Source organism: Mycobacterium sp. GA-1199 (assembly GCF_001500045.1).
In the GTDB taxonomy this organism is placed as follows: Bacteria; Actinomycetota; Actinomycetes; order Mycobacteriales; family Mycobacteriaceae; genus Mycobacterium.
The window spans coordinates 141657-165847 of record NZ_LQIX01000034.1 but is presented as its reverse complement, the minus strand read 5'-3'; the positions used below and the strand labels follow the sequence as shown (position 1 = coordinate 165847).

General features: G+C 68.9%; 23 protein-coding genes. 9 read left to right on the top strand and 14 right to left on the bottom strand.

The window, feature by feature from the left end; all coding sequences use genetic code 11:
* Positions 1-316 precede the first annotated feature (316 nt).
* The 5 genes from AU198_RS18820 to AU198_RS18800 form a co-directional block, all read right to left on the bottom strand.
* Positions 317-1780, bottom strand: a complete 1464-nt coding sequence (locus AU198_RS18820) for a flavin-containing monooxygenase (RefSeq protein ID WP_064350077.1) — start codon at positions 1778-1780, stop codon at positions 317-319.
* Between the two features lie 61 nt (positions 1781-1841).
* Positions 1842-2807 (bottom strand): glycine betaine ABC transporter substrate-binding protein, encoded by a 966-nt coding sequence (locus tag AU198_RS18815; RefSeq protein ID WP_064350076.1) that lies wholly within the window; start codon positions 2805-2807, stop codon positions 1842-1844.
* A complete protein-coding gene (locus AU198_RS18810) occupies positions 2804-3574 on the bottom strand; it encodes an ABC transporter permease (RefSeq protein WP_064350075.1) in 771 nt (256 codons plus the stop codon). The genes AU198_RS18815 and AU198_RS18810 overlap by 4 nt, the downstream gene beginning before the upstream one ends.
* Positions 3571-4773: an ABC transporter ATP-binding protein gene (locus AU198_RS18805; RefSeq protein ID WP_064350074.1), complete on the bottom strand. Its 1203-nt coding sequence runs from the start codon at positions 4771-4773 to the stop codon at positions 3571-3573. Before AU198_RS18805 ends, AU198_RS18810 begins: the two co-directional genes overlap by 4 nt.
* Positions 4770-5417, bottom strand: a complete 648-nt coding sequence (locus AU198_RS18800; RefSeq protein ID WP_064350073.1) for an ABC transporter permease — start codon at positions 5415-5417, stop codon at positions 4770-4772. The genes AU198_RS18805 and AU198_RS18800 overlap by 4 nt, the downstream gene beginning before the upstream one ends.
* A 134-nt stretch (positions 5418-5551) precedes the next feature.
* On the opposite strand from AU198_RS18800, the gene AU198_RS18795 reads away from it, so the two are divergent.
* The 4 genes from AU198_RS18795 to AU198_RS18780 are packed head-to-tail and all read left to right on the top strand — an operon-like array spanning position 5552 to position 9795.
* Positions 5552-6490 carry a TauD/TfdA dioxygenase family protein gene (locus AU198_RS18795; RefSeq protein ID WP_064350072.1) on the top strand — a complete coding sequence of 313 codons (939 nt, stop codon included), beginning with the start codon at positions 5552-5554 and terminating at the stop codon, positions 6488-6490.
* Between the two features lie 57 nt (positions 6491-6547).
* Complete coding sequence (gene cobG, locus AU198_RS18790; RefSeq protein WP_064350071.1) at positions 6548-7663, top strand: precorrin-3B synthase; 1116 nt, start codon at positions 6548-6550, stop codon at positions 7661-7663.
* Positions 7664-7672: 9 nt separating this feature from the next.
* Positions 7673-8299: a precorrin-8X methylmutase gene (locus AU198_RS18785; protein WP_064350070.1), complete on the top strand. Its 627-nt coding sequence runs from the start codon at positions 7673-7675 to the stop codon at positions 8297-8299.
* Entirely contained in the window at positions 8296-9795 is a 1500-nt protein-coding gene (locus AU198_RS18780; protein WP_064350069.1) for a precorrin-2 C(20)-methyltransferase, read from the top strand. The genes AU198_RS18785 and AU198_RS18780 overlap by 4 nt, the downstream gene beginning before the upstream one ends.
* Here AU198_RS18780 and AU198_RS18775 read toward each other — a convergent pair.
* The 3 genes from AU198_RS18775 to AU198_RS18765 all read right to left on the bottom strand — a co-directional run bounded on the left by AU198_RS18775 (position 9783) and on the right by AU198_RS18765 (position 14126).
* A complete protein-coding gene (locus AU198_RS18775; RefSeq protein ID WP_502689305.1) occupies positions 9783-12281 on the bottom strand; it encodes a multicopper oxidase domain-containing protein in 2499 nt (832 codons plus the stop codon). The genes AU198_RS18780 and AU198_RS18775 overlap by 13 nt on opposite strands.
* A 62-nt stretch (positions 12282-12343) precedes the next feature.
* The gene (locus AU198_RS18770; protein ID WP_064350067.1) at positions 12344-13435 is read right to left on the bottom strand and encodes a DUF8744 domain-containing protein; all 1092 of its coding nucleotides are present in this window, start codon (positions 13433-13435) and stop codon (positions 12344-12346) included.
* Entirely contained in the window at positions 13428-14126 is a 699-nt protein-coding gene (locus AU198_RS18765; protein ID WP_064350066.1) for a helix-turn-helix transcriptional regulator, read from the bottom strand. Before AU198_RS18765 ends, AU198_RS18770 begins: the two co-directional genes overlap by 8 nt.
* A 58-nt stretch (positions 14127-14184) precedes the next feature.
* Here AU198_RS18765 and AU198_RS18760 point away from each other — a divergent pair, with 58 nt between their 5' ends.
* The 3 genes from AU198_RS18760 (at position 14185) to AU198_RS18750 (ending at position 17226) form a co-directional block, all read left to right on the top strand.
* Positions 14185-14943 carry a DUF2249 domain-containing protein gene (locus tag AU198_RS18760; protein ID WP_064350065.1) on the top strand — a complete coding sequence of 253 codons (759 nt, stop codon included), beginning with the start codon at positions 14185-14187 and terminating at the stop codon, positions 14941-14943.
* A 95-nt stretch (positions 14944-15038) separates the two neighbouring features.
* Positions 15039-16109 (top strand): phosphotransferase family protein, encoded by a 1071-nt coding sequence (locus AU198_RS18755; protein ID WP_064350064.1) that lies wholly within the window; start codon positions 15039-15041, stop codon positions 16107-16109.
* Between the two features lie 187 nt (positions 16110-16296).
* On the top strand, positions 16297-17226 hold the full coding sequence (locus AU198_RS18750) for a VOC family protein (RefSeq protein ID WP_064350063.1): 930 nt from the start codon (positions 16297-16299) through the stop codon (positions 17224-17226).
* 9 nt (positions 17227-17235) lie between these two features.
* Here the strand turns inward: AU198_RS18750 and AU198_RS18745 are convergent, their stop codons facing one another.
* Genes AU198_RS18745 through dprE2 form a run of 4 tightly spaced genes read right to left on the bottom strand, consistent with a single transcriptional unit; the run spans position 17236 to position 20699 of the window.
* On the bottom strand, positions 17236-17979 hold the full coding sequence (locus AU198_RS18745; protein WP_064350062.1) for a cobalt-precorrin-6A reductase: 744 nt from the start codon (positions 17977-17979) through the stop codon (positions 17236-17238).
* The gene (cobM, locus tag AU198_RS18740; RefSeq protein ID WP_064350207.1) at positions 17979-18734 is read right to left on the bottom strand and encodes a precorrin-4 C(11)-methyltransferase; all 756 of its coding nucleotides are present in this window, start codon (positions 18732-18734) and stop codon (positions 17979-17981) included. The genes AU198_RS18745 and cobM overlap by 1 nt, the downstream gene beginning before the upstream one ends.
* On the bottom strand, positions 18731-19912 hold the full coding sequence (locus AU198_RS18735; protein ID WP_064350061.1) for a bifunctional cobalt-precorrin-7 (C(5))-methyltransferase/cobalt-precorrin-6B (C(15))-methyltransferase: 1182 nt from the start codon (positions 19910-19912) through the stop codon (positions 18731-18733). Before AU198_RS18735 ends, cobM begins: the two co-directional genes overlap by 4 nt.
* Positions 19913-19940: 28 nt before the next feature.
* On the bottom strand, positions 19941-20699 hold the full coding sequence (gene dprE2 / locus AU198_RS18730; RefSeq protein WP_064350060.1) for a decaprenylphospho-beta-D-erythro-pentofuranosid-2-ulose 2-reductase: 759 nt from the start codon (positions 20697-20699) through the stop codon (positions 19941-19943).
* Between the two features lie 35 nt (positions 20700-20734).
* Between dprE2 and AU198_RS18725 the strand changes: the two genes are divergently transcribed.
* Positions 20735-21160 (top strand): F420-dependent biliverdin reductase, encoded by a 426-nt coding sequence (locus AU198_RS18725; protein WP_064350059.1) that lies wholly within the window; start codon positions 20735-20737, stop codon positions 21158-21160.
* Between the two features lie 7 nt (positions 21161-21167).
* Here the strand turns inward: AU198_RS18725 and AU198_RS18720 are convergent, their stop codons facing one another.
* Positions 21168-22295: a M24 family metallopeptidase gene (locus AU198_RS18720; RefSeq protein WP_064350058.1), complete on the bottom strand. Its 1128-nt coding sequence runs from the start codon at positions 22293-22295 to the stop codon at positions 21168-21170.
* 69 nt (positions 22296-22364) lie between these two features.
* Between AU198_RS18720 and AU198_RS18715 the strand changes: the two genes are divergently transcribed.
* The gene (locus tag AU198_RS18715; protein WP_064350206.1) at positions 22365-23321 is read left to right on the top strand and encodes a 5'-3' exonuclease; all 957 of its coding nucleotides are present in this window, start codon (positions 22365-22367) and stop codon (positions 23319-23321) included.
* 5 nt (positions 23322-23326) lie between these two features.
* Here AU198_RS18715 and AU198_RS18710 read toward each other — a convergent pair whose 3' ends face one another.
* Positions 23327-24148: a DUF4333 domain-containing protein gene (locus AU198_RS18710; protein ID WP_064350057.1), complete on the bottom strand. Its 822-nt coding sequence runs from the start codon at positions 24146-24148 to the stop codon at positions 23327-23329.
* Between the last annotated feature and the right edge of the window lie 43 nt (positions 24149-24191).

The following is a 24191-nucleotide window of genomic DNA, read 5'->3' as shown; positions in this document are numbered from 1 at the left end:
TCTGCGCACGACACTCCGCGCCACCGCGACAGTTTGCGCACGGTCAGTGGCCGACGAGCGTGCGGTCGCACGCTCGCGGCGCTTGCGGAGGGGGCTAGGGGCGGTTCCAGCGGCCGTAGGTGCTCTGCGGATAAGGCAATCCGAGGGCGGCGATGAGTACGACCAGAAGAGCACCGAACACGATGAGTTCGAACATCGTCGTTCCTTCCTGACGCTTACTGCACACACGTGCAGTAACCCGGAACTTACGACGTCAGCGGCGATATGAGACCGACTTGTGTGGCACGGATCACTAGAGGTTCTAGTGTGACCGCCGTCACTTTTGCGCGGTGTGGACGGTGAAGTCGGACGGCACCGGCGAAGCCAGCAGCCGGCGATGACGCACGGGTTCCCAGGGGAACAGCTCGGGCAGGCCGTTCTTGTCGAGATACCAGCTGTTGCAGCCGGTCGTCCAAACCGTCTGCGGCATAGCAGCTTTCATCTCCTCGTTGTACTCCTTCGTGGCCACATCCGTCGGCGCCGCGGCGACGATGTCGCCGTCGCGGATGCGCTCGATCCACCACATCGCATAGTCGGCCTGGTTCTCGGCGATGATCACCAACGACTGTTGGCCGATCGGAGAGTGCGGGCCCATCAACATGAACAGGTTCGGGAACCCCGGCACCGCCACCGACCGGTAGGCCTGCGGCCCGTCTGCCCAGGCTTCGTCCAGCGACACCCCGTGCTCGCCGATGATCTCCATCGGACGCACATAAGCGTGGGCGTCGAAGCCGGTGGCGAGCACGAGGAGATCCACCTCGTGCAGTGTCCCGTCGGCGGTGACGACACCCTCGGCCGCGATGTGATCGATCGGGTCGACGACGACGTCGACACCCGGCTTCTGCACGGATTGGTAGTAGTGCCCGGCCGCGACGATGCGCTTGCACATCGCCTGGTAGTTCGGCGTCAGTTTGCTCCTGAGCTCTGGGTCGCGCACCGAGAGGTCGAGATTCCACCGGCACATCGCCGAAACCAGCCGGCGGCGGAATCCCGGCTTGACCATGGCTTTGGCGAAGAAGTTCTCGTACACGGCCTGCCAGAAGCGGTAACCGAGGCGGCTCATCGCCGGGAAGCGCCGAAGTGCCGCCTTGGTGATCGGCGAGTAGCGCGGGTTCGGGAACGGGAAGACCCACTGCGCAGTGCGTTGGAATATCGTCAGACCGCGGACGTTCCCACCGAGTTCAGCGGTGATCTGGACACCGGTAGACCCCGTCCCGATCAGTCCGATCCGCTTGTCCTGCAACGGTACCGAGTGATCCCAGCGCGACGAGTGAAACATCGGGCCCGCGAACGTGTCCAGCCCCGGAATGTCGGGATAGCGGGGCACGCGCAGGATTCCGGTGGCGGTGATGAGGATGTCGAACTCCTCGGTGCCGCCGGCGGTGCTGACCCACCACTTGCCGTCGCGGTACTGCGCCGATGTCACCGGGGTGCCGAATCTGATGTGGGCTCGGATATCGCGCTCTGTGGCGACCTCTTTGAAATAGGACTGCACCTCGCCACCCGGCGGCAGCAGCCGCGTCCACTCGGGATTGGATCGGAAGGTATACGAATAGAAGCGCGACGGCACGTCGCAGCGCAGTCCGGGATAGGTGTTGTCGCGCCAGGTGCCACCGACCTCGTCGGCCTGTTCGAAGATCGTGAAGGTGTCGATACCCGCGTCCTGCAGTTTGGCCGCCATGCAGATGCCCGACATGCCGGCGCCCACGATCGCGATTCTCACTGCGCGTTTGTCTGCCATCGGACCCCCTTCGGCTACCGGAAGGGTACGCCTGACCAGCGCGGTTGTCGTGGCAATCGGGCTACGGGACGGTGACGAAACCTTGGGCCACCATCCAGTCCCGTGCGACCTCGCTCGGGTCGCGGCCCTCCACGTCAACCTGTTTGTTCATCTCCATGATCGCCTCATTGGTCAGCGCCGCCGTCACCGGCGCGGTGACCTCCGCGATCTGTGGATGTGCTTCGTAGAAAGCGCGTTTCATGGTCACCGACGGGTTGTAGTGAGCGAAGAACTGCTTGTCGTCGGTGAGCACGATGAGGTCGAGCGCGGCGATGCGGCCGTCGGTGGTGAACACCTCACCGAAGTCGCACTGCGTGCCGTCCGCGGTGGCCTGGTAGATGATGCCTACCTGCAGTACCGGCGTCTGCGCCCGCCCCGGATCGAACCCGTAGGCCGCCGCCATTCCGGGGAAGCCGTCCTGGCGCGCCCGAAATTCGGTGTCCACGCACGTACGCGCCGCCGCCGGATCGCGCTTGACCAGCTCGGCGTATTGCGAAAGCGTACGCACGCCGGTCCGTTCGACGACCGCCCTGCCGGCTGCCAACGCGTACGTGTCGTCCATCGGTCCTGGCGGCAACCACACCATGTCGTTGCGGGCCAGATCTTCATCGCGGACGGCCTCGAACTGCTTGCGGCTGTCGGGGATCGGCTTCTCGTGCCCCAGGTAATTGATCCATGCGTTGCCGGTGAACTCGTAGGCGACGTCGACCTGACCCGACAACTGGGCTTCCCGGGTGCTGCGGGAACCCACGATGCCGGTGAGGTCACGCACGTCGGCACCCGCGGCGGCCAACGTGAACTCGAGGATGTATCCGAGGATCACCTGCTCGGTGTATTCCTTGGAGCCCACCGTGATTCGCACTCCGTCGAGTGCGGCGACCGGCTGGATGGAACCCGGACCGACCTTGAGCGGCACGGTGCTGCCCGCGCCGAGCCCGCAGCCGGTCAGCAGCAGGCAGGCGAGCAGGGCGATGGTGCGGCGGATCATCGCAGGCCTTTGGGGTTGAGGTAGAACTCGGCCAGCCCGCCCAACCAGTCGACCAGCAGGGCAAGGCATACCGCGAGCACGCTGCCCAGGATCAGGGTCACGTTGTCCTGCAACTTGTAGCCGGTGTCGATCAAGATGCCCAATCCGCCGGCGTTGACGAGGAAGCTCAGCGTTGCGGTTCCCACGGCGAGCACCAGCGACGTGCGCAGTCCGGCCAGGATGTACGGGATCGCCAGCGGCAGCTCGACCCGCGTCAGCACCGAGCGTCGCGACATCCCCTGTCCCAGCCCGGCGTCCACCAGCGACCGGTCGACCTGTGTGATGCCGAGGATGGTGCTGGCCAGCACCGGCAGCAGTGAGTACAGCGCGATCGGAAGGACGCCGATCCAGAACCCGGTCCGACCCGTCCACAGGAACAGCAGCACCAGCAGCCCGATCGCCGGTGCCGCCTGGCCGATGTTGGCCACACCCATGAACAACGGGCGCAACAGTTTCGCGCCGGGGCGGGTGACCAGCACACCCAGCGGAACGCCGATGGCGAGCACGATCGCGGTGACCGCCACGGTGATCAACAAGTGCTGCCAGATCAGCGTGGCGATGTTGCCGGGGTTGATGTTCTCCTGCTGGGTGGCGGTGAGGTCGCGGTTGAACGCCCAGAACACGACCGCGGCAGCGATGACCAGCACCAAGACGGGCTGGATGAGCAGTCGTCTGCGCTCGCCCGGATCGGCGCGCGCCGATTGAGCGGTATCGGTGACCGCGGTCATGGTCGTCCGTCCGTGTCAGCCTGCGCCGAAGCCCGCAGCCAGGTGATCGTGTCGATCAACGTGTCCAACGTGACGACACCGGCATACCGGCTGCCCGGGCCGGCCACCACGGCCGACGCATGCTGTTGGGCGAGGATGGCCTCCAGCGCGTCTTCGAGGGTGGACTGCGTGCTGACCACGTCGAGCGATTCGACGACGTCGGCGAGCGCGGTCGCGTGCTCGAGCTTGCTCTCCCGCACCCAACTGACCGGGCGCTCACGGTCGTCGAGCACAACGGCCCAATCGAACTCACTGCCCGCCAACGTCTTCCGGACATCATCGATCGGATCCGTCTGGCGTACCGAAGGATGCGGCCGCAGCTCGACGTCCTTGATCCGCATCAGGCCCAGCTGGCGCAGCGACGCGCCGGACCCGACGAAACCGGCGACCGTGTCGTCGGCGGGACTGGCCAGGATGTTCTGCGGAGTGTCGTACTGCAGCACCTTGGACTGGTTGCCCAGCACGGTGATCCGATCACCGAGTTTGACGGCCTCACCGAAGTCATGGGTGACGAAGACGATGGTCTTGCGCAGCTCACCCTGCAACCGCAGAAGTTCATCCTGCAGCGTGCTGCGCGTGATCGGGTCGACGGCGCCGAACGGTTCGTCCATCAACAGAACCGGAGGGTCGGCGGCCAGCGCGCGCGCAACGCCCACACGCTGCTGCTGCCCGCCGGACAGTTGACGCGGATACCTGTCGGCGTACTGGCCCGGTTCCAGCCCGACCATGTCGAGCAGTTCGTCGACCCGTTCGGCGATGCGTTTGCGGTCCCAGCGCAACAGGCCGGGCACCAGGCCGACGTTCTGCCGGATCGTCATGTGCGGGAACAGACCCGCCTGCTGGATGGAATAGCCGATCGAGCGGCGAAGTTCGGTCGGACGGATCGACATCGCGTCGTTGTCGCCGATCATGATCGTCCCCGACGTCGGCTCCGAGAGCCGGTTGATCATCCGCATCATCGTCGTCTTCCCGCAGCCGGACGGGCCGACGAACACGACGATCTCGCCCGCGGGGATCTCGAGCGACACGTCGTCCACCGCGGGGCGGTCCGATCCGGGATAGACCTTGGAGACGTGGTCCAGCACGATGCGGACCCCGGTGCTGCCGTTCGAGCTTGTGTCCTCCGACGCGATGTTCTCTGCCTTCGAATGCCCTGTCATCGAATGCCTTTCGACGTGGTGAGGCGGCCGATCAGGACGAGCACCGCATCGAGCGTGAGCGCGAGGATGACGATGAGCAGCGTTCCCGCCAGCGCCATCGGGAGGGCCGTCGGGCTGCCCACCCGCGCCAACCCGGTGAAGATCAGGTTGCCCAGCCCCGGTCCTTTGACGTAGGCCGCGATCGCCAGCACGCCCATCGACATCTGGGTGCTGATCCGCATGGCCGACAGGATCGACGGCCACACCAGCCGCAGTTCCACTCTGGCCAGCGTGTCGAGCCTGCTCATCCCGATGCCCCGCGCCGCATCGGTCAGCGCAGGGTCGACCGCGTTGAGGCCGACGATCGTGTTGCGCACGATGGGCAGCAGTGAGTACAGCACCAACGCGGTGATGCTGGGTACCACGCCGAGCCCGAACAACGGGATCAGCAGGCCCAGCAGCGCGAACGCCGGGACGGTCATGATCACGCTGGAGGTCGCGGTGGCGAGGTTGGCGGCCATCGGGTTGCGGTAGGTCAGCACACCGATCACCACACCGACGATCGTCGCGATGAGCACACTCTGGACGACCGCACTGACGTGCTGGTAGGAATCGAACGTCAGCTGCGCTTGGTGGGCCCAGATGTAGTCCCACAGTGCCCTCACGGCGGTGAGCTACCCGATCTTGATCCAGCCGAAACACCTGCCCGGTTCGATTCGCGCTGAGTTGAACGGTTGGCGTCACACCTCCCGGAGACGAATGTGAGCACCACGTTTCATGCATCGTCTGGAGGTTCCCCGTGCCGTCATCTCTGCGGGTGTTCAAGCTCGGCGCTCACATCGGCGCCCGGATCGAGGGCGTCGACCTCAGCGCTGGAGTCGACGCGAGAACCGCGTCGTCGATCAACTCGGCCCTGCTCGACCACAAGGTGATCTTCTTCCGCGACCAGCGCGGCCTGGACGACGACGGTCAGCTCGCCTTCGCGCGGACATTGGGCACCCCGACCGCCGCACACCCGACCGTGACCTCGCGCGGTGAGCGCTTCCTGCCCATCGATTCCCGCTACGACAAGGCCAACAGCTGGCACACCGACGTGACGTTCGTCGACCGGATCCCGAAAGCGTCCATCCTGCGCGCCATCACGCTGCCTCCGTACGGCGGCACGACGACGTGGGCGAGCACCGAAGCCGCATATGACCGTCTTCCGGCGCCGTTGGCAGCGCTGGCCGAGAACCTGTGGGCCGTGCACACCAACCAGTACGACTACGCCACACTGCACGACGAGCCGGACGCAGCGCCCACCGCCGAGCAGCAGTCGTATCGCGATGAATTCGTCTCCGACTACTACGAAACCGAGCATCCCGTGGTCCGCGTACACCCGGAGACCGGCAGGCGGGTGCTGCTGCTCGGCCACTTCGTCAAGAACTTCGTCGGGCTCGGATCAACCGAGTCGGCCACCCTGTTCAATTTGCTCCAGGCGCGGATCACGAAGTTGGAGCACACGATTCGGTGGGACTGGCAACTCGGCGACGTCGCGGTGTGGGACAACCGCGCCACCCAGCACTACGCCGTCGCCGACTACGACGACCAGTACCGCAGGCTCAACCGCATCACCCTGGCCGGGGACATCCCGGTCGACATCCACGGCAAGTCCAGTCGCGCGGTCGTCGGCGACGCCTCGGCATATTCGGCGGTGATCAGTGCCCGCAGCGGACAGACCGCGGCCCTTGCCAGCTGATCACGGCCATTGCGCTGCCCGTGTTCGCGGCAGACACCCGCGGACTACCGTGAACTCGTGGCCAGGATCCGCAACGAGGACGCTTGCCCCGGTGCGCTGCAGGTGCATCGGGCGGCGGACGGCGCATTGGCGCGGGTGCGGCTGCCGGGCGGGCTGATCACCGCCGCGCAGTTGGAGGCCCTGGCACGGGCGGCCACCGACTGGGGTGCAGGCACGCTGGAGCTCACGTCGCGGGGCAACCTCCAGATTCGTGGCGTGACGGACACCGCTGCGGTCGCCGGGGCCCTGGCCGCGGCGGGTCTGCTCCCCTCGCCGACCCACGAGCGCGTGCGCAACATCGTCGCCTCACCGCTGTCGGGACGGGTGGGAGCGACCGCCGACATCCGTGGGCTGATCACCGGACTCGACGACGCCATTCAGGCCGACGCGGACCTGGCCACGCTGCCCGGGCGGTTCCTGTTCGGCATCGACGACGGGCGCGGCGACATCTCCGGTCTTGCCCCCGACGTCGGCGTACACGTCGAGGCCGCTGACGCCGCACTGCTGTTGGCCGGGCGCGACACCGGCGTCCGGCTGCGGATGCAGACAGCGGTGTCGACGATGGTCGACGTGGCCCGACGCTTCGCCGCCATACGCGGGAATGCTTGGCGCGTCAAGGAACTCATCGATACCGATGTGCTGCTGGGTGGATTGTCGCCGACCGTGGACCCGGGTGTGACGTGGCCCGCGGTCACCCGGCCGCCCGTCGGTTGGCTCGAACAGCACGACGGCCGCATAGCGTTGGGTGCCGCGGTCCCGCTGGGTGTGCTGCCCTGCCGGACGGCGGAGTTCCTCGCCGCGATCGAGGCGCCGATGGTGATCACGCCGTGGCGCTCGGTGCTCGTCTTCGACCTCGCCGAGGACGTCGCCGACGTCGCGCTGCGCGTGCTCGCGCCGCTGGGACTGGTGTTCGACGAGAACTCGCCCTGGCTGTCGGTCAGCGCGTGCACGGGACGCCCCGGCTGTGAGCATTCGCGCGCCGACGTCCGCGCGGACGCCGTCGCGGCCATTGACGAGCCGGCCGCGGGCCACCGGCACTTCGTCGGATGCGACCGGGCCTGCGGCAGCCCGCCCACCGGTGAGGTGCTGGTGGCAACCGGAGACGGATACCGGACGCGCGACGCTCACCCGTAGGGTGATCGCGTGCTCGACTACATCCGCGACGCCGGGGAGATCTACCGGCAGTCGTTCGCGACGATCCGCGATGAGGCGGACCTGACGCGATTCCCCACAGATGTCGCCCGGGTGGTCGTGCGGTTGATCCACACCTGCGGCCAGGTCGACGTCGCCGACCACGTCGCATTCAGTCCCGATGTGGTTAGTCGCGCCCACTCCGCGCTGGGCGCCGGCGCCCCGGTGCTGTGTGACTCGTCGATGGTCGCCGCGGGGATCACCCGGTCCCGGCTGCCCGCCGACAACGAGGTGGTCTCGCTGGTGGCCGACCCGCGCGCCGCGGACCTCGCCGCGCGCCTCGGCACCACCCGGTCCGCGGCGGCCGTGGACTTGTGGGCCGACCGACTTGCCGGTGCCGTGCTGGCGATCGGCAACGCGCCCACCGCGTTGTTCCGGCTGCTCGAACTCCTCGACGAGGGCGCTCCGACTCCCGCGGCGGTGCTCGGCGGTCCGGTCGGCTTCGTCGGCTCGGCGCAGTCCAAACAGGAACTCATCGACCGCCCCCGCGGGATGGCCTATCTGGTGGTCACTGGGCGCCGAGGCGGCAGCGCGATGGCCGCGGCGGCCGTGAATGCGATTGCGACGGAACGGGAATGAGCGACACAAGAGGACAACCGTCGCCGGAGGCGGCGAGAGGACAATTGTGGGGCGTCGGGCTGGGTCCCGGAGACCCGGAGTTGGTGACGGTCAAGGCGGCACGGGTGATCGGCGAGGCCGACGTCGTGGCGTACCACAGCGCGCGGCACGGGAAGAGCATCGCGCGCGGTATCGCCGAACCGTACCTGCGGCCCGGTCAGATCGAAGAGCACCTGGTCTATCCGGTCACGACCGAGACGACCGACCACCCCGGCGGCTACGCCGGGGCGATGGAGGACTTCTACCGCGAGGCCGCCGACCGCATCGCCGCCCACCTGGAGGCCGGGCGCGACGTCGCGCTGCTCGCCGAGGGCGACCCGCTGTTCTACAGCTCCTACATGCACATGCACACGCGACTCACCGAACGGTTCGACGCGGTCATCGTGCCGGGAGTGACGTCGGTCAGCGCGGCGTCGGCGGCGGTGGCCACTCCCCTCGTCCAGGGCGACGAGGTGTTGACGATCCTGCCGGGCACGTTGCCCGCCGACGAGCTTGCACGCAGGCTCGCCGACACCGACGCGGCGGTCATGCTCAAACTCGGACGGTCGTATCCGGCTGTGCGCGAAGCGCTCTCGGCAGCCGGGCGGTTGGACGACGCGTTCTACGTCGAGCGGGCCAGCACCTCACAGCAGCGGGTGCTCGGCGCCGGCGAGGTCGACGACGCCACCGTCCCGTACTTCTCGCTGGCGATGCTGCCGGGCCGACGCGACCAGCAGACGCCGACCGGGAGCGTCGCGGTGGTCGGGCTGGGTCCGGGCAGCACCGACTGGATGACCCCGCAGTGCCGTCGTGAACTCGCCGCGGCCACCGACCTCATCGGCTACGGCCCCTACCTCGACCGGGTCGGCAACCGGGCCGGCCAACGCAAGCACCCCAGCGACAACACCGACGAGCCCGCCCGGGCCCGGTTGGCGTGCACATTGGCCGAGCAGGGCCGGGCCGTCGCGGTCGTGTCGTCCGGCGACCCCGGGGTTTTCGCGATGGCGACCGCGGTGCTCGAGGAGGCCAAACAGTGGCCGGGAATCTCGGTGCGGGTGATTCCGGCGATGACGGCGGCACAGGCCGTCGCCAGCCGGGTCGGTGCGCCGCTGGGTCACGATTATGCGGTGATCTCGCTGTCGGACCGGCTCAAACCGTGGGATGTGATTGCCGCCCGGTTGACCGCAGCCGCAAAGGCCGACCTGGTGCTGGCGATCTACAACCCGGCGTCCAAGACCCGCACCTGGCAGGTCGGTGCGATGCGCGACCTGCTGCTCGACCACCGCGATCCGGGTACCCCGGTGGTGATCGGTCGCGACGTGTCCGGCCCCCGCGAGGAGGTCACGGTGGTACGTCTGGCGGACCTGGACCCCGCCGACGTCGACATGCGCTGCCTGCTGATCATCGGCTCGTCGCAGACACAGTGGTACACCGACGAGGGTGACCGGGTGTTCACACCGCGCCGCTATCCGGAGTGACCGGTGACCTCGATGATCCCGTGAGCGCCGCGCTCGGCGTCGACCATCGCGTGGGTGACGAACGGATAGCGCCCGGGCTGATCGAAGCTCAGCTCGACGAAACCGCCTTGTGCCGCTGACAATCCGAGGGCCTGCGCGCCACCGGGACCCGGTCGAAGCCGGTAATCACCCTCGGACCACACGGTGTCGAACTGGCCGCCGACGACGTGGAAGGAACTGCCCCGGTTCGGCCCGGCCGCCAGCACCCAGATTCGCACGCGCTCCCCGGTGCGTGCGGTCAGCGGCGCGTGGTCGTACTGGTTGGCGTAGCCGTTGAACACCACCAGGTCCGGCTTGTCGGCGACGACCTTGTCGGCGTCCACTTCGCCGCCCGGCGGGCCGAGGTAGTACTCGGACTGCACGAGAAGGTATTCGCGGTCCACGGGGGCGAGGTCCGGCGGGTCGATGATCACCGCCCCGAACATGCCGTTGGCGATGTGCACCGACATCGGCATCGTCGAGCAGTGATACATCCACACGCCGGCACGGCTCGCGGTGAACCGGTAGATCAGGTGTTCGCCGGGTCGGATGGTGCGCATCGGCACGTCCGGCGCGAGCGCCCCGGCGTGGAAGTCGATCGAGTGCCCGATCGTCCCGTCGTTGACGAGGGTGACCTCGAAGACGTCGCCGACCTTGCCCCGCAGCGTCGGCCCGGGCGCCGAGCCGCCGAATGTCCACTGCCGCTGTGTGATTCCCTGTGACACCTCCCGCGTCGTCTCGGTGACCGTCAGCGTGATGCGGTGGTCGGGCGTCGCGGCGGCCAAGGCGGCGTCACGCGGGTTGAAGCCGGGCCCCGGCCGCGTGGTGAGGCTGCGCGCGACGTCGTCACCGGCGATCGATTCCGGCGCCGTCTCATGGTGTCCCGGATGGTGGATTCCATCCGCGCGCACCGACATGGTCATGCCCATCTGGCGGTGCCCGGCGATCGAGCACCACCCATCGAGGTCGGCGCCGATGACCCCGGCGTCGAGGACGGCCTGCTCTCCGGGCGCGAGGCGGCCGGTCCTGGTCCCGTTCGACAGCACCAAGTCGTGGTGGTCGGATCCGCTGTTGACCAGTGTGACCTCCAAGCGGTTGCCGGTGGGTACCGAAATGTTGTCGGGCACATAGCGCATTCCTTCGATGCGCACCTCGACCCGGGTGGTCTGTCCGGTCGCGGGCACCGATGCCGACGGGGCCGTCGCGACGCCGGTCGCGGACGGGTCCGCGGCCACCGCGGCCGCTGCCGTGAGCACGACGACGGCCAGTCCGGCGGCGGCGACGCCGAGCCGCTGTCGCGCCGGCGGTCCGGACGGCGGCGGTCCCGGCGTCGACGGCGTCTCACGGAGCCTGCGTGCCCGCCACACCGCGCGGGCCAACAGCGGCAGGAAGGCGGCATAGGACGTCACCACCAAGACCGACGCCGCCACCCGCAGCAGGCTCGGAGTCGGCAGCACACACAACAGAAGCGCGAAGTTGGCGACCGCGAGCCGCCACGGTGCGCCGCGTTCCAATTCGGTTGTCGCCGCGATGGAAGCGGCGCGTCCGCCGACGACGATGGTGGTCAGATAGCTCAGCGCGCCCAACAGCACCTGAACCAGGAACCCTGCGAGCACCGCCACGGTCAGCAGACCGGCCCTGTCGAGCAGAGGGGGCCACGTCGGCGCGGTGGCGAAGGCGACCACGGCGTAGCTCAGCGAGCCCACCAGCCACACCACCCCGCACAGCACCGACAGCGTCGCGAAATTTCCCGGTCGCTTCCGCCGCAATTCGTCGAGATGCGGCCACAGCACGTAGAGCGTCGCCGCGAGATAGGCCAGCGCCCCGGTGGCGGTCACCACCGGCGAACCGGCAACCGCCCCCGACGCAGCCACCGTCAATCCCCCTACCAGCCCGGGTAACCCACGCCGGGCGGCGACCTCGACTCCGTCGGCCATCCGGGTGCGTAGCATCGTCGGCCACAGGGTCACCAACGTGCCCAGCACCGTGAGCCCGACGAAACCGAACAAGTTGACCGCCGCGTGGGCGATGACGAACCGGTCATGCAGGGCGCCGGGCAGCGTCGAGTTGGCCATCGCCACACCCAGTCCCGCCCCGATCGAAAGCAGCGCTGCGGCAGCGACGTAGTAGCGAACGGTGTCACCGAAGCGTGAGGGCAGCGCGGAGCGCAACTGCCGCACCAACGTGACGGCGTGGGCCAGCGCGACGCTGGCTACGGCGATGCCACCGGCCAGGACCGCCGGCCAGAAGGACAGGACCATGCCGGCGACCACCCCGACCGCGCCGAGGTTGAAAGCCGCGAGGGCGCAGGCCTGCCCGGCCCGCGAGGAGTCCGGCGGACGACGCAGAAGCGCATCGGCGAAGTGTCGGCTCCAGATGAGGATCGCGTTACCCGCCGCCCCCAGGCCGAGAAGATGGATCAGCAGCCAGCCCGACGCCGGCACCGACCTGTGAACGATCGCAATCACTACAAGTGCTGTGAGCCAGGCGAATACGATCGATCCGACCCGCAGGTGCCACCGGGAGCGGTTCATGCCGGCACCCCGATCGGCCGGCGCCGCGTCGCCGCATGAACGGCAACCCCCGCGAAGGCGAGCACGGCAACGATGTTGAGCACCCCGCCGGCCTGCAGCGCCCACTCCACACCGCGCACGTCTCCGACGACCACCCGCAGCAGCAGCGATGCGTGCAGCAACACGACGGGACCGTACATCGCCGGGGTGTACGGAACCGGGCGGCGCAGCACCGCAGGCATGATGACCGGTGCGTGCGCCATGATCATCGACAGCACGAACCCGAGCATCACCGCGTGCACCACCGCGTCGTAGCCGCCACCGGAGTGCACGGGACCCACCACCAGCCACGTCAGGCCCGGCACCGCCAGCCACGCGTATCCGGCCAACAGGCACACGGCCATGTACCGCGTCAGCCCTGTCGTATGGACCGTGCGCCGGGCGATGTCGAATCGCAGCAGCCAGCAGGTGATGCCCAGGATCGCACCGCCGAGCAGCGCGAAACCAACTGTCGGCCAGAGTAATTGAGCTAAAGCACCGAGGACCACGGCCGCCGACGACGCGACGAGCAGGACTTCGGCGTTCGTGCCGAGAATCGCCACCCTGGCCAGTTCGAGGCGCTCCCCGGCGATGGTCAGGATGAGGAATCCGACCAGCCAGCCCAGCAGGTCGGACACCGGCAGCCCGGCGGCCCACAGCAGCGCCGCGCCCGTCGCCAGCACAGCGCCCGCCGCCTGCACCAGCACGGCCGCATCCCAGCTGCGCCGCCACAGCGGCACGTATACCGCTGCGAGCAGCGCAGCCCCCGCGAGCAGGGCGAGGTCGGCGACGCGGCGCGGCGCCGGGCTGACGAGCAGAACCGCGCCCAGGCCCAGGAACGCCGGAGCGAGGTAGCACCACCGCCGGCCCGACGCGACCGCGCGTTCCACCGCGATCACGGTGCCCACGAAGCCGAGCACCAACAGAATCCCGTGCACGTCGGCCAATCTCGCGGTGTCGATCGGAGCCGGCAGTCCGAGCCGCAACAGCCCCGCGTCCAGCCCGGCCAGCAGTGCGAATGCGCCGGGAACCAGCAGCAGTGCCCGAGCCGGAATCCGGTTCTCAGCCATGGCTTTTCACCACCGGATCGGGAAGGAACAACCGGCAGGCGCCGGGTTCGGCGAACGGAATCAGGTCCAGGCCGGGCCCGGTCGACGCGTCGATGCTCTGCAGCAACCCTTCGACGATGCCGAGATGGACCTGGCAGACCACGCTCGGGTAGCGGCGGGCGGCCTCGAGCAGCGGACAGCGCCGCAGCGCCACCCCGCGCTCGGCACCCTCGTCGTCGGGCGCGAAGCCCAGCCGCGCCAGTGCGTCGAGGACCGCTTGGCGCGCATCACTGTCGGTGCGTGCCACCTCGTCGGCCAGCTCGCGCCCCCACTCGATGCCGGCGGCGCGGGCGTCGCGTTCGGGGTCGGCGCTGGTGCGGGCGAGATGCCCGGCGAGGGCGGTGGCAAGACCCGCGTAGTCACGGACCCGCACCGCGGGGTCGGCCGCCGAGGGCCGATACAGCGCGGCGGGCCGGCCGCGCCCGGCGGCAGGTTCGGTGGCGCGCTCGACGAGGCCGAGGTCGACGAGCGCGTCCAGGTGCTCGCGCACGGTGTTCTGGTGCAGCCCGAGCGTCGCCGCCGCATCAACCGTGCGGACCGGGGCGTGCGCGCGCACATGCTCGAGCACCCTCAACCGTTGCCCCGACAAGGGCACCGGACCAGTCGCCGAAGGCGCCGGTGAGGGCCCGAGCGGCGGTGCGCTATTTACCACGGAAATTATTGTAGTAAATTGCTATCTGTAGGGCCAGCACAGCCGAAAGGAATCCATCATGACTGTCAACGAACTGATCGTCGCCACCACACCCGCGGACGCGGAGGCGGCCGAGACGGTCAAGAATCACCACGCTGAGCTGGCCGGACACCTCAAGGCGCTGACGGAGGCGATGGTGTCGGCGGCCGAACGCGGCGCCGGTTTCGAAGCGGCGCGCGCCGCGGCCCTCGAATTCCTGACCGACGAGTTGCTGCCGCACGCCACAGCCGAAGAGGCCCGCCTCTACCCCGCCGCCGCCCATACCGAACGGGCCCGGCCGCTGATCGAGTCGATGATCGCCGCGCACCGCGTCATCGGCGGTCTGGTCGACCGGATTCGCACCGAGCAGTCACCCGTGCGCGCGGCCGCGGCCGGGCACGCGCTGCAGGTCGTGTTCGAGGCCCACCTCGTCGACGAGAACGACCGGATCCTGCCGATCGTCGCCTCCGACCCGGAAATCTCGCTGGCAGACTCCCTCGACGGAATGCACGAACTGATCGGCGGCCACCACCATGCCGAAGGCGGCCAGAGCTGCGGCTGCGGAGCCGACCCCGAGGAACCCGTGCTCGACGTACGCGACGTGCCGCACTCGATCCGGCACGCCACGGTGTTCGGCGCTTTCGACGCGGTTCCGGTCGGCGCCAGCATGGTGCTGGTCGCGCCTCACGACCCGGTGCCGCTGCTGCACCAGCTGCACGACCGCACAGCCGGCCGGATCTCGTTCGACTACATCGAACGCGGGCCGGAGGCCTGGAGGCTTCGCCTCACCCGCATCTGACGTGCCGCGAGCGCTCAGCCCGGTACAGAATCGGCGGGGCTTGATTCGTACAAGGGTGAGCGCTCGCGACGGTCGAGGGTGTTAATGTCCGGCGCGTGACATCCGTACTCGCCATTCCACGGGGGCCCGAAGATGTAACGCCCGCGTGGCTCGGATCAGTGCTGGGAACTGACGTCGACACGGTCGAGGTCACGCCGATCGGAACGGGCCAGACCGGCGCCACGTACCGAGTGTCGGCGACATACGGCGCGGACACCGACCTGCCCGCCACGTTCGCGATCAAACTGTCTGCGCAGGACGACGCGGTGCGTGAGCGGGTGGCACTGGGCTACCGCTCCGAGGTCGAGTTCTACTCGCTGATCGCCGACCGGATGCGAATCCCCGTCCCGCGCAGTTTCCATCAGGACATCTCCGAGGACGGCACCGACGTCGTCCTCCTGCTCGCGGATATGGCGCCCGCGGTGCAGGGCGACCAGATCGCCGGGTGCACTGTTGTCGAGGCGCAGCTTGCCGTCGAAGCGCTGGCCGGGCTGCACGGCCCGAGTTGGTGCGAGCCCGAGTGGATGGATCTGTCGGCCATCGTCATGCCGAAGCCAGGCGACACCGAAGCGGCCAAGGGCATGGGTGACGTCTGCAAGATGGCCGCCGGCATCGTGATCGACCGCCTCGGGTCTTCGATCAGCCCCGAGGACCAGGAAACACTGTCCGCGGCAATGGCTTCGGTCACCGACTGGCTGATGGCCGAGCCGGACCGATATGCATTGATGCACGGTGATTACCGGCTCGACAACATGTTGTTCGACCCCGACCACACCCGCATCACGGTGGTCGACTGGCAGACCATCGGCATCGGCCTGCCAGCGCGCGATCTCGCGTACTTCACCGCAACCAGCCTCGACCCGTCCGTGCGTGCGCAGATCGAGCGCGACCTCGTCGAGCGCTACCACCGCACTCTGATCGGTTATGGCGTCGGCGATTACGACCTCGAAACCTGTTGGATCGACTACCGCCTGGGCTTGGTGCAGGCGCCACTGCTCGTGGCGCTCGGCACGGCGTTCGCCACGTCCACCGAGCGCGGCGACGAGATGATGCTGGCGATGTTGAGTCGCGGTTGCCGGGCCATCCGCGAACTGCAGACCCTGGAGCTCATCGCGTCCTACCGGTAGGCGTGCCGACGCAGTAAGAACTCGGTGCCCGCAGACCGCGGGCGATTCGAGGCGGCTACTGCTCCCCACTTGCAGGTCCGTGGCACCGCCGAACCCGCTGTGAACGGTATCGAGCCCTGCAACGTTGAAGTCTTCGGGATCGCTGGATCGAGGGCATCGGGGACCTTCGCCATTTGATAGGAGCACCATGGCATTGCACGGCTTGGCCAAGGCCACCATCGGCGTACCAAATGTCGACGAAACCGTCGCCTATTACCGCGAATTCGGCCTCACGCACCGCGGGGGCGGCGTGTTCACCACCCGCAACGGGGGTGACCAACTGAAAATCATGCATACGCCTAGGCGCCGGCTAGTCGAGCTGACGATCGCAGCCGATGACGAGGACGACGTCGCACGCACCGCCACGCGGCTCGCCACCTTGGGCGCCGAGGTGCATTGCTCGACGATCATGTGCTCGGCGTGTGAACCCGTTACGGGGACTCGGGTCACCGTCGAGATCCGGCCCCGGATCGTTGTCGAACCAGCCGTCGCTGCCACCGCGTACAACGGCCCGGGACGCATCGACCGTTGGGGCCGCGCACCTTTCATTGCCCGGCGGGGGCCGGTACAGCCGAGCAAGCTGGGTCACGCGGTGATCGGTTCCGTCGACCTCGAAACGACGATGCGGTTCTTCGTCGACGGGTTGGGCTTCAAAGTCAGCGACTATATGGGAGACAAAGCCGCCTTCCTGCGGTGTTCCGTCGAACACCACAACCTCTTGGTCATGGCTGCGCCGGTCAACTTCATGCATCACACCAGCTGGCAGGTGAACGACATCGACGAGGTCGGCCGCGGTGCCCAGTCGATGCTGGACGGTCATCCCGAACGCCACATCTGGGGCCTCGGGCGCCACTATGCGGGCGCCAATTTCTTCTGGTACCTGAAAGATCCGGCGGGCAACTTCTCCGAGTACTACTCCGACATGGATACCGTCCCCGAGGACGAACTGTGGAGCCCCGAGGTGCTGCACGGTTTGCAGGGCCTCTACGCCTGGGGGCCGCCGCCTCCACCGTCGTTCCTCGAACCCGACGATCTCGCAGCCCTGATGATCGGTGCGCACTCTGCTGCGGGGCAGTGAGCGCTGCGGTCAGTCGCTGGTCCGTGCCTTGCGGATCGCCGCCACCCAGTCGAGCGTCTCGTCCACCGTGGCGACAGTCGTCACCCCGGCGGGCAGCGGCGGCCGCTCCACCATCACCACCGGTATCCCGAGCGCGGCGGCGGCGTCCAGCTTGGGTCGCGTCATCGACCCTCCGCTGTTCTTGGTGACCAACGCGTCGATGCGGTGCTCACGCAGTAAGGTCAACTCGTCGTCGTAGCGGTATGGTCCGCGCGACAGCACGACCTGATGCCGTGACGGCAGGTCCTCCGATTCGGGTGGGGTGACCGCGCGGATCAGGAACCACGCGTCGACGTCGCGGAACGCCGCGGCCCCGGATCGGCCGGTGGTCAAAAAGACCCGCTGAAATCTTTCGGCGGCAACGACATTCGCGGCCTCACGATCGTCGCCGACCACCACCGCGTCGCCGACCGGCCAAGGGGGCCGCGCCAGCACCAGGTGCGGCAACCGTAGCTCGGCGCACACGGCCGCGGCGTGGACGGTCATCGTCGCGGCGTACGGATGCGTGGCGTCGACGACGGCGTCCACCTGCTCGTCGCGCACCCACCCCCGCAGGCCGTCGATGCCGCCGAACCCGCCGACGCGCACCTCTCCGACCGGCAGCGCGGGGTCGGGCACCCGCCCGGCCAGTGAGCTGATCACCTCGATGTCGGGGTGCAGCCGTGCGGCGAGCGCACGGGCCTCCGATGTGCCGCCCAGCAACAGGATTCGCATCAGTGCCGCCCCCGCCGCACCCGCCCCGACGAGTACAGGTAGCTGTCGGCGAACCCCTCGGCCGCCAGCACGTCACCGACGACGATGACCGCGGTACGCGTGATCCCCGCCGCCTTGGTCTGCGCCGCGAGATCCTCGAGCGTGCAGCGCACGACCTGTTGCTGGGGCCACGACGCGAACGCGACCACCGCGCAGGCTGTTTCGGGACGGTAGCCGCCGGCCAGCAGCTCCGCGGCGATCGTGTCGATTTGCGCTGCCGCCAGGTGCAGCACCAGGGTGGCGCCTGACGCCGACAGTGTCTGCAGGTCCTCCCCCGGCGGCATCGCGGTCGACAGGGTGGCCACCCGGGTCAGCGTGACCGTCTGCGCGACGCCGGGGACCGTGAGTTCGCGGCCCAGTGCGGCGGCGGCCGCGGCGAATGCCGGGACGCCGGGAACGATTTCGTAGTCGATACCGAGATCGTCGAGACGGCGGCACTGCTCGGCCAGAGCGCTGTAGATCGACGGATCACCGGAATGCAACCGCGCCACATCGAGATTCGCGGCGTGGGCGTCGGCGAGTTCGGTGACGATCTGGTCGAGTGTCAACGGCCCGGTGTCGACGACGCGCGCGCCCGGCGGGCACAGCGCGAGCAGATCCTCGGGCATGATCGAACCGGCGTAGAGGCAGACCTGGCAGCGCTGCAGCAGTCGCTGCCCCCGCACGGTGATCAGGTCGGCGGCACCGGGACCGGCGCCGATGAAGTAGACGGTCATCGCTTGGCCATCGCCCACTGCGTGACGGGCATGGCCGGGCGCCAGCCGGTGAAACCACCGAGCGGCTCGCCGCGGTGGTGCTCGAAACGTCGAAGCTCCCCGCCTAATCGTGAATACCATTGGGCGACAAGTACTTCTGACTCCACCGTGACGGCGTTCGCGACGAGCCTGCCACCGGACGGCAACCGATCGAAGCACGCTTGCAGCAGTCCGGGTTGGGTGATGCCGCCGCCGATGAAGACCGCGTCGGGTGCCGGTAGCGAGTCGAACGACGCGGGCGCATCGGCCTGCACCTCGACGCGTGCGCCGAATGCGACGGTGTTTTCGGCGATACGTTTGCGGCGACGCTCGTCGCGTTCGAATGCCACTGCGCGGCAACCGGGTCCGCTGCGACACCATTCGATCGCGATGCTGCCCGAGCCCGCCCCGACGTCCCAGAGGAGCTGTCCGGGGCGCGGCGCCAGGGCGGCCAGCGTCACCGCGCGCACCGGTTGTTTGGTGATCTGCCCGTCGTTGGCGAACAGCTCGTCGGGCAGCACTCCGAGCCGCCGTTCGTCGGGCAGGTAGCGCACCGCAACCACATTGAGATCGTCGACGTCACCGGGAGGCCGCGCCGCCCATTCCCGCGCGGTGGCGGTTCGGCGCCGCTCGGCGGGGCCGCCGAGTTGCTCGAGGACGGTGACCTCGGAGTCGCCGCGGCCGGTGTCGGTCAGCAAGCGCGCCAGCGCCGCGGGAGTCGAACGATCGCGCGACATGACGACGGCCTGCCCGCCGCGGCGCACCGCGGTGTGCGGTTCGCTCGATACCAGGCTGATGACCTCGGTGTCCTGCACCGACCAGCCCACCCGCGAGCAGGCCAGGGTCACCGACGACACGTGCGGCAGCACCGCGACCCGGTCCGCGCCGTACAGCCGGATCAGCGAGTTGCCGACACCGTGCAGCAGTGGGTCACCGCTGGCCACCACGTGCACGTCACCCTCGGCCCCGTCGAGCAGCGTCCGCAGCGCGGGCAGCATCGGTGACGGCCACTCCCGGCGCGCAGCGGTGACGGCGTCGTCGAGCAGCGCCAATTGGCGCCCGGACCCGTAAATCACGGTGGCCCTAGTGAGTTCGGCCTTCGCGACCGGCGACAGTCCGGGCATTCCGTCGGCGCCGATGCCCACCACAACGATCGTCATCGCCGCCCTCTGCTCTTCGCGCAAGCGCTCATCGCCGCAACCTCCGCCACACGAACCGCGGCGTCATCCGGAACGCCAGCGCCAACACGGCCAGCGGCGCGGGCACCCACACCGTGCCGCGGCCCTTACCCAGCGCGCGGACGGTGGCGTCGGCGACCTGGCCCGGTGTGCTGGACAGCGGCGCGGGCGTCATGCCCTCGGTCATCCGCCCGATCACGAACCCCGGCCGAACCACCAGCAGCTGCACCCCCGAGCCGTGCAGCGCGTCGGCGAGCCCGCTGCAGAACCCGTCCAGCCCGGCCTTCGCGGACCCGTAGACGTAGTTGGCGCGTCGCACCCGGACGCCGGCCACCGACGAGAACGCGACGATGGCCCCGGCGCCCGCAGCGCGCATCGTGTCCGCCAGCACGGTCAACAGGCTGACCTGGGCGACGAAGTCGGTGTGCACGATCGCCGCGGCATGCGTGGGATCCTTCTCCGCCAGGGTCTGATCGCCGAGGATGCCGAACGCCAGCACCGCGGTGTCGATCGGGCCGTGCTCGGCGACGATGGACTCGACGAGCGGACCGTGCGAGTCCAGGTCGTCGGCGTCGAACTCGCGCACATGCACGGCCGCGGCGCCCGCGGCAGCAACGGCGGCCACCTCCGCGTCCAGCTCGTCGGAGCGGCGCGCCGCCAGCAGCACCGCAGCCCCGGACGCCAGACGCGTGGCCACCTCGAGGCCGATCTCGCTGCGCCCGCCGAAGACCACGACCAAGGGCAGACGAGAGTCAGCCGTGTCTGTCATGGCTGCGATTATGTCCTGCGCTACGGTGAACCCCGATGGCCCAGTCCAGCCGCCGGGCGACCACCCGGCTCACCACCGACGCGCTCGCGTTCCTGTCCGAGCGTCATCTCGCGATGCTGACGACCCTGCGTTCGGACAACTCGCCGCACGTCGTCGCCGTCGGCTTCACCTTCGACCCGACCACCCACATTGCCCGCGTCATCACCAGCGGAGGTTCGCAGAAGGCCGTCAACGCCGAGCGGCAGGGTGTGGCCGTGCTGAGCCAGGTCGACGGTGCGCGGTGGTTGTCGCTCGAGGGCAAGGCCAAGGTCAACACCGATCCCGACGCCGTCCGCGACGCCGAACTGCGCTACGCACAGCGGTACCGCACGCCGCGGGTCAACCCGAAACGCGTCGTGATCGAGGTTCGTGTCGAGCGGGTGCTGGGCTCCTCGGGCCTGCTGGACCGCGTCGCCGACTGACCGCGAATCAGCTGACCGGCACGACCACCAGCTCATGCGGGCGGTTGTTCACCGGCTCGGCCCCTTCGGCGGTGACGATCACGATGTCCTCGATGCGCGCGCCCCACTCGCCGGGAAAGTAGATGCCCGGCTCCACGGAGAACGCCATGCCCTCCTCGAGGGCGAGCTTGTTACCGGCGACGATGTAGGGCTCCTCGTGCACCGACAGCCCGATGCCGTGGCCGGTGCGGTGCACGAACGCGTCGGCGAGGCCCTCGGCGGCCAGCACGTCGCGGGCGGCGGCGTCGACCTGTTCGGCGGTGACCCCGGGCCGGACCGCGTCGACCGCGGCCCGCTGGGCGCGCTGCAGCACCGCGTAGCGACGGGCGACGTCGGCATCGGGTTCGCCGATGCTGTAGGTACGGGTCGAGTCGGAGTTGTAGCCGGGCTCGTAGGGTCCGCCGATGTCGACGACCACAATGTCACCGGCGCGCAGTTCGCGGTCCGAACACTCGTGGTGCGGGTCGGCACCGTGCGGCCCGGAACCGACGATGATGAAGGCGACTTCCGAATGCCCCTCGGCGACAATGGCTTCCGCGATGTCGGCGGCGACATCGGCCTCGGTGCGGCCGGGCACCAGGAAGTCGGGGACCCTGGCGTGGACCCGGTCGATCGCCGCTCCCGCCTTGCGCAGCGCGTCGATTTCGGCCGGATCCTTGATCATCCGCAGCCGGCGCAGTACGTCGGTGGCCAGCACCGGCACCGTTCCGAGGACCTCGGCGAGCGGAAGCAGGTGCAGGGCGGGCATGGAGTCGGTCACCGCGACCGCGAGCGTCCCCCCGCCCAGCGCCTCGCCCACAAGTGCGTACGGGTCGTCGCCGTCGACCCAGTCGCGCACCGTCAAGCCGAGTTCGGGCACCGCCGACTCCTTGAGCGCCGCCAACTCCAGCCGGGGCACCACGATGGTCGGGTCACCGTCGGCCGGTAACACCAGCGCCGTGAGCCGTTCGAAAGTCTGCGCGCGGGAACCGACCAGATAGCGCAGGTCGTAACCCGGCGTGATGACCAGGCCCGCCAGGCCGGCATCGGCCGCGGCGGACGCGGCGGCACGCAGCCGGGAGGCGTAGACATCGGTGCTGAATCGGTTGGCCGTCATGGGATTCAGGCTAATCCGCGCCCGGATAGCCGGCGACCGGCCTCGTCGGTCGCGCTACTGTCAGTGACCGTGGCCGCTCCCCTCGTCCTGCTCGACGGCGCCAGCATGTGGTTTCGCTCCTATTTCGGGGTGCCCAACTCGATCACCGCGCCGGACGGCCGCCCGGTGAACGCGCTACGCGGCTTTCTGGACGCCATGGCGACGGTGATCACCCGCGAGCGCCCCGGCCGGCTGGTGGTGTGCCGCGACGACGACTGGCGGCCGCAGTGGCGCGTCGACCTCATACCGTCCTACAAGGCGCACCGCGTGCTCGAGGAGAACCCCGAGGGTGAGCCCGACGTGGAGGAGGTGCCCGACGACCTCACCCCCCAGGTCGACATGATCTTCGAGATCCTCGACGCCTTCGGCATCCCGACCGCCGGCGCCGCCGAGTGTGAGGCCGACGACGTGCTGGGCACCCTGGCCGCGCGCGAGAAGCGCGATCCGGTGGTGGTGGTCAGCGGGGATCGCGATCTACTGCAGTTGGTGCGCGACGAGCCGGTAGCGGTCCGGGTCCTCTACCTCGGCCGAGGCCTGGCCAAGGCCACCAAATGGGGCCCGAAGGAAGTGGCCGAGACGTACGGCGTGCCGGTCGACCGGGCGGGTCCGGCGTATGCCGAACTGGCACTGCTGCGCGGGGATCCAAGCGACGGCCTGCCCGGAGTGCCCGGTATCGGAGAGAAGACGGCCGCGACGCTGCTGGCACAGCACGGTTCGCTGGAGAACATCCTCGCCGCGGCCAACGACCCGAAGTCGAAGATGAGCAAGGCGTACCGGACCAAGCTGCTCAAGGCCGCCGACTACATCGAGGCGGCGGCACCGGTGGTCAAGGTCGCCACAGACGCCGAACTGGACTGGTCGACGCCCAACGACACACTCCCGTTGGCAGCCGAGCATCCGCGCAAGGTCGTCACACTCGCCGAGACCTACGGCGTCACATCGTCGATCGGCCGCCTGCAGAAGGCCCTCGACGGACTCGACGGCTGACCGGCCTACTTGGGTCGGCCGACCTCGTAGGTGCCCTTGTCGTCCTGGAAGGTCACCGTCACCTGGCGCTTGGTGCCGTCGATGCTGACCTCGCAGTTGAAGGTGCCGCCCTTCTCGACGGTCGGATTCTGGCCGTCATTGCACTTGACGTCCTTGACGTTGGTGGCGCCGTATCCGTTGGCCTCATCGGTGAGGATCTGCTGCACCCCGGACTGCGCGGCGTCGATGTCGAGCTTGGTGGTGACGAAAAAGCCCGGCTTCCAGAAGCCCATGACCAGCACGACCGCGACGATGACCGCCGCCAGCAGGCCGATGACGCCCCCGATCACCGCCAGCGAGCGCTTCGAACCCTCCTCGGCGCCCGGAGTGCCGTACTGCGGGTACTGGCCGAACTGACCCGGCTGCTGGCCGTACTGGCCGGGTTGCTGTCCGTACTGGCCGGCCTGGTCGCCGTATTGGCCGGGCTGCTGCTGATAGCCCGGCTGACCGGGTTGTGCGTATGGCTGCCCGTAGTGCGGCTGCCCGTACTGCCCCGGCTGCTGATAGGCCTGCGGGGGGTACTCGCTGGGCTGCTGTCCGTACTGCTCGCCACCCGAGTACTGCTGCGGCGGCTGATACGCCGGCTGCTGGTACTGCGGGTACTGCTGTTGGCCCTGCGACGGGTCGTAGGCGGGCGGCTGCCAGCTGGGCGCCGCCTGGGTCGCGTCGCCGCCCTGAGGCTGCCACGGCTGGTTGGCCGATGGATCGCTGGACGGCTGGTCCGAAGGCTGTTCCGGCTGCTGGCCTGGCCACGACTGCGTCGGATCAGATCCCTGCGGTCCGCTCATATCACTCCTTGTTCACCCGCGGCCGAGCCGCGAATACCTGGGC

What these genes read in the sequence shown, in the direction of transcription:
- AU198_RS18820 (WP_064350077.1), bottom strand. Translation starts at nt 1,780, where the DNA reads ATGGCAGACAAACGCGCAGTGAGAATCGCGATCGTGGGCGCCGGCATG.
- AU198_RS18815 (WP_064350076.1), bottom strand. Translation starts at nt 2,807, where the DNA reads ATGATCCGCCGCACCATCGCCCTGCTCGCCTGCCTGCTGCTGACCGGC.
- AU198_RS18810 (WP_064350075.1), bottom strand. Translation starts at nt 3,574, where the DNA reads ATGACCGCGGTCACCGATACCGCTCAATCGGCGCGCGCCGATCCGGGC.
- AU198_RS18805 (WP_064350074.1), bottom strand. Translation starts at nt 4,773, where the DNA reads ATGACAGGGCATTCGAAGGCAGAGAACATCGCGTCGGAGGACACAAGC.
- AU198_RS18780 (WP_064350069.1), top strand. Translation starts at nt 8,296, where the DNA reads ATGAGCGACACAAGAGGACAACCGTCGCCGGAGGCGGCGAGAGGACAA.
- AU198_RS18770 (WP_064350067.1), bottom strand. Translation starts at nt 13,435, where the DNA reads ATGGCTGAGAACCGGATTCCGGCTCGGGCACTGCTGCTGGTTCCCGGC.
- AU198_RS18760 (WP_064350065.1), top strand. Translation starts at nt 14,185, where the DNA reads ATGACTGTCAACGAACTGATCGTCGCCACCACACCCGCGGACGCGGAG.
- AU198_RS18750 (WP_064350063.1), top strand. Translation starts at nt 16,297, where the DNA reads ATGGCATTGCACGGCTTGGCCAAGGCCACCATCGGCGTACCAAATGTC.
- AU198_RS18745 (WP_064350062.1), bottom strand. Translation starts at nt 17,979, where the DNA reads ATGCGAATCCTGTTGCTGGGCGGCACATCGGAGGCCCGTGCGCTCGCC.
- cobM (WP_064350207.1), bottom strand. Translation starts at nt 18,734, where the DNA reads ATGACCGTCTACTTCATCGGCGCCGGTCCCGGTGCCGCCGACCTGATC.
- AU198_RS18735 (WP_064350061.1), bottom strand. Translation starts at nt 19,912, where the DNA reads ATGACGATCGTTGTGGTGGGCATCGGCGCCGACGGAATGCCCGGACTG.
- dprE2 (WP_064350060.1), bottom strand. Translation starts at nt 20,699, where the DNA reads ATGACAGACACGGCTGACTCTCGTCTGCCCTTGGTCGTGGTCTTCGGC.
- AU198_RS18725 (WP_064350059.1), top strand. Translation starts at nt 20,735, where the DNA reads ATGGCCCAGTCCAGCCGCCGGGCGACCACCCGGCTCACCACCGACGCG.
- AU198_RS18720 (WP_064350058.1), bottom strand. Translation starts at nt 22,295, where the DNA reads ATGACGGCCAACCGATTCAGCACCGATGTCTACGCCTCCCGGCTGCGT.
- AU198_RS18710 (WP_064350057.1), bottom strand. Translation starts at nt 24,148, where the DNA reads ATGAGCGGACCGCAGGGATCTGATCCGACGCAGTCGTGGCCAGGCCAG.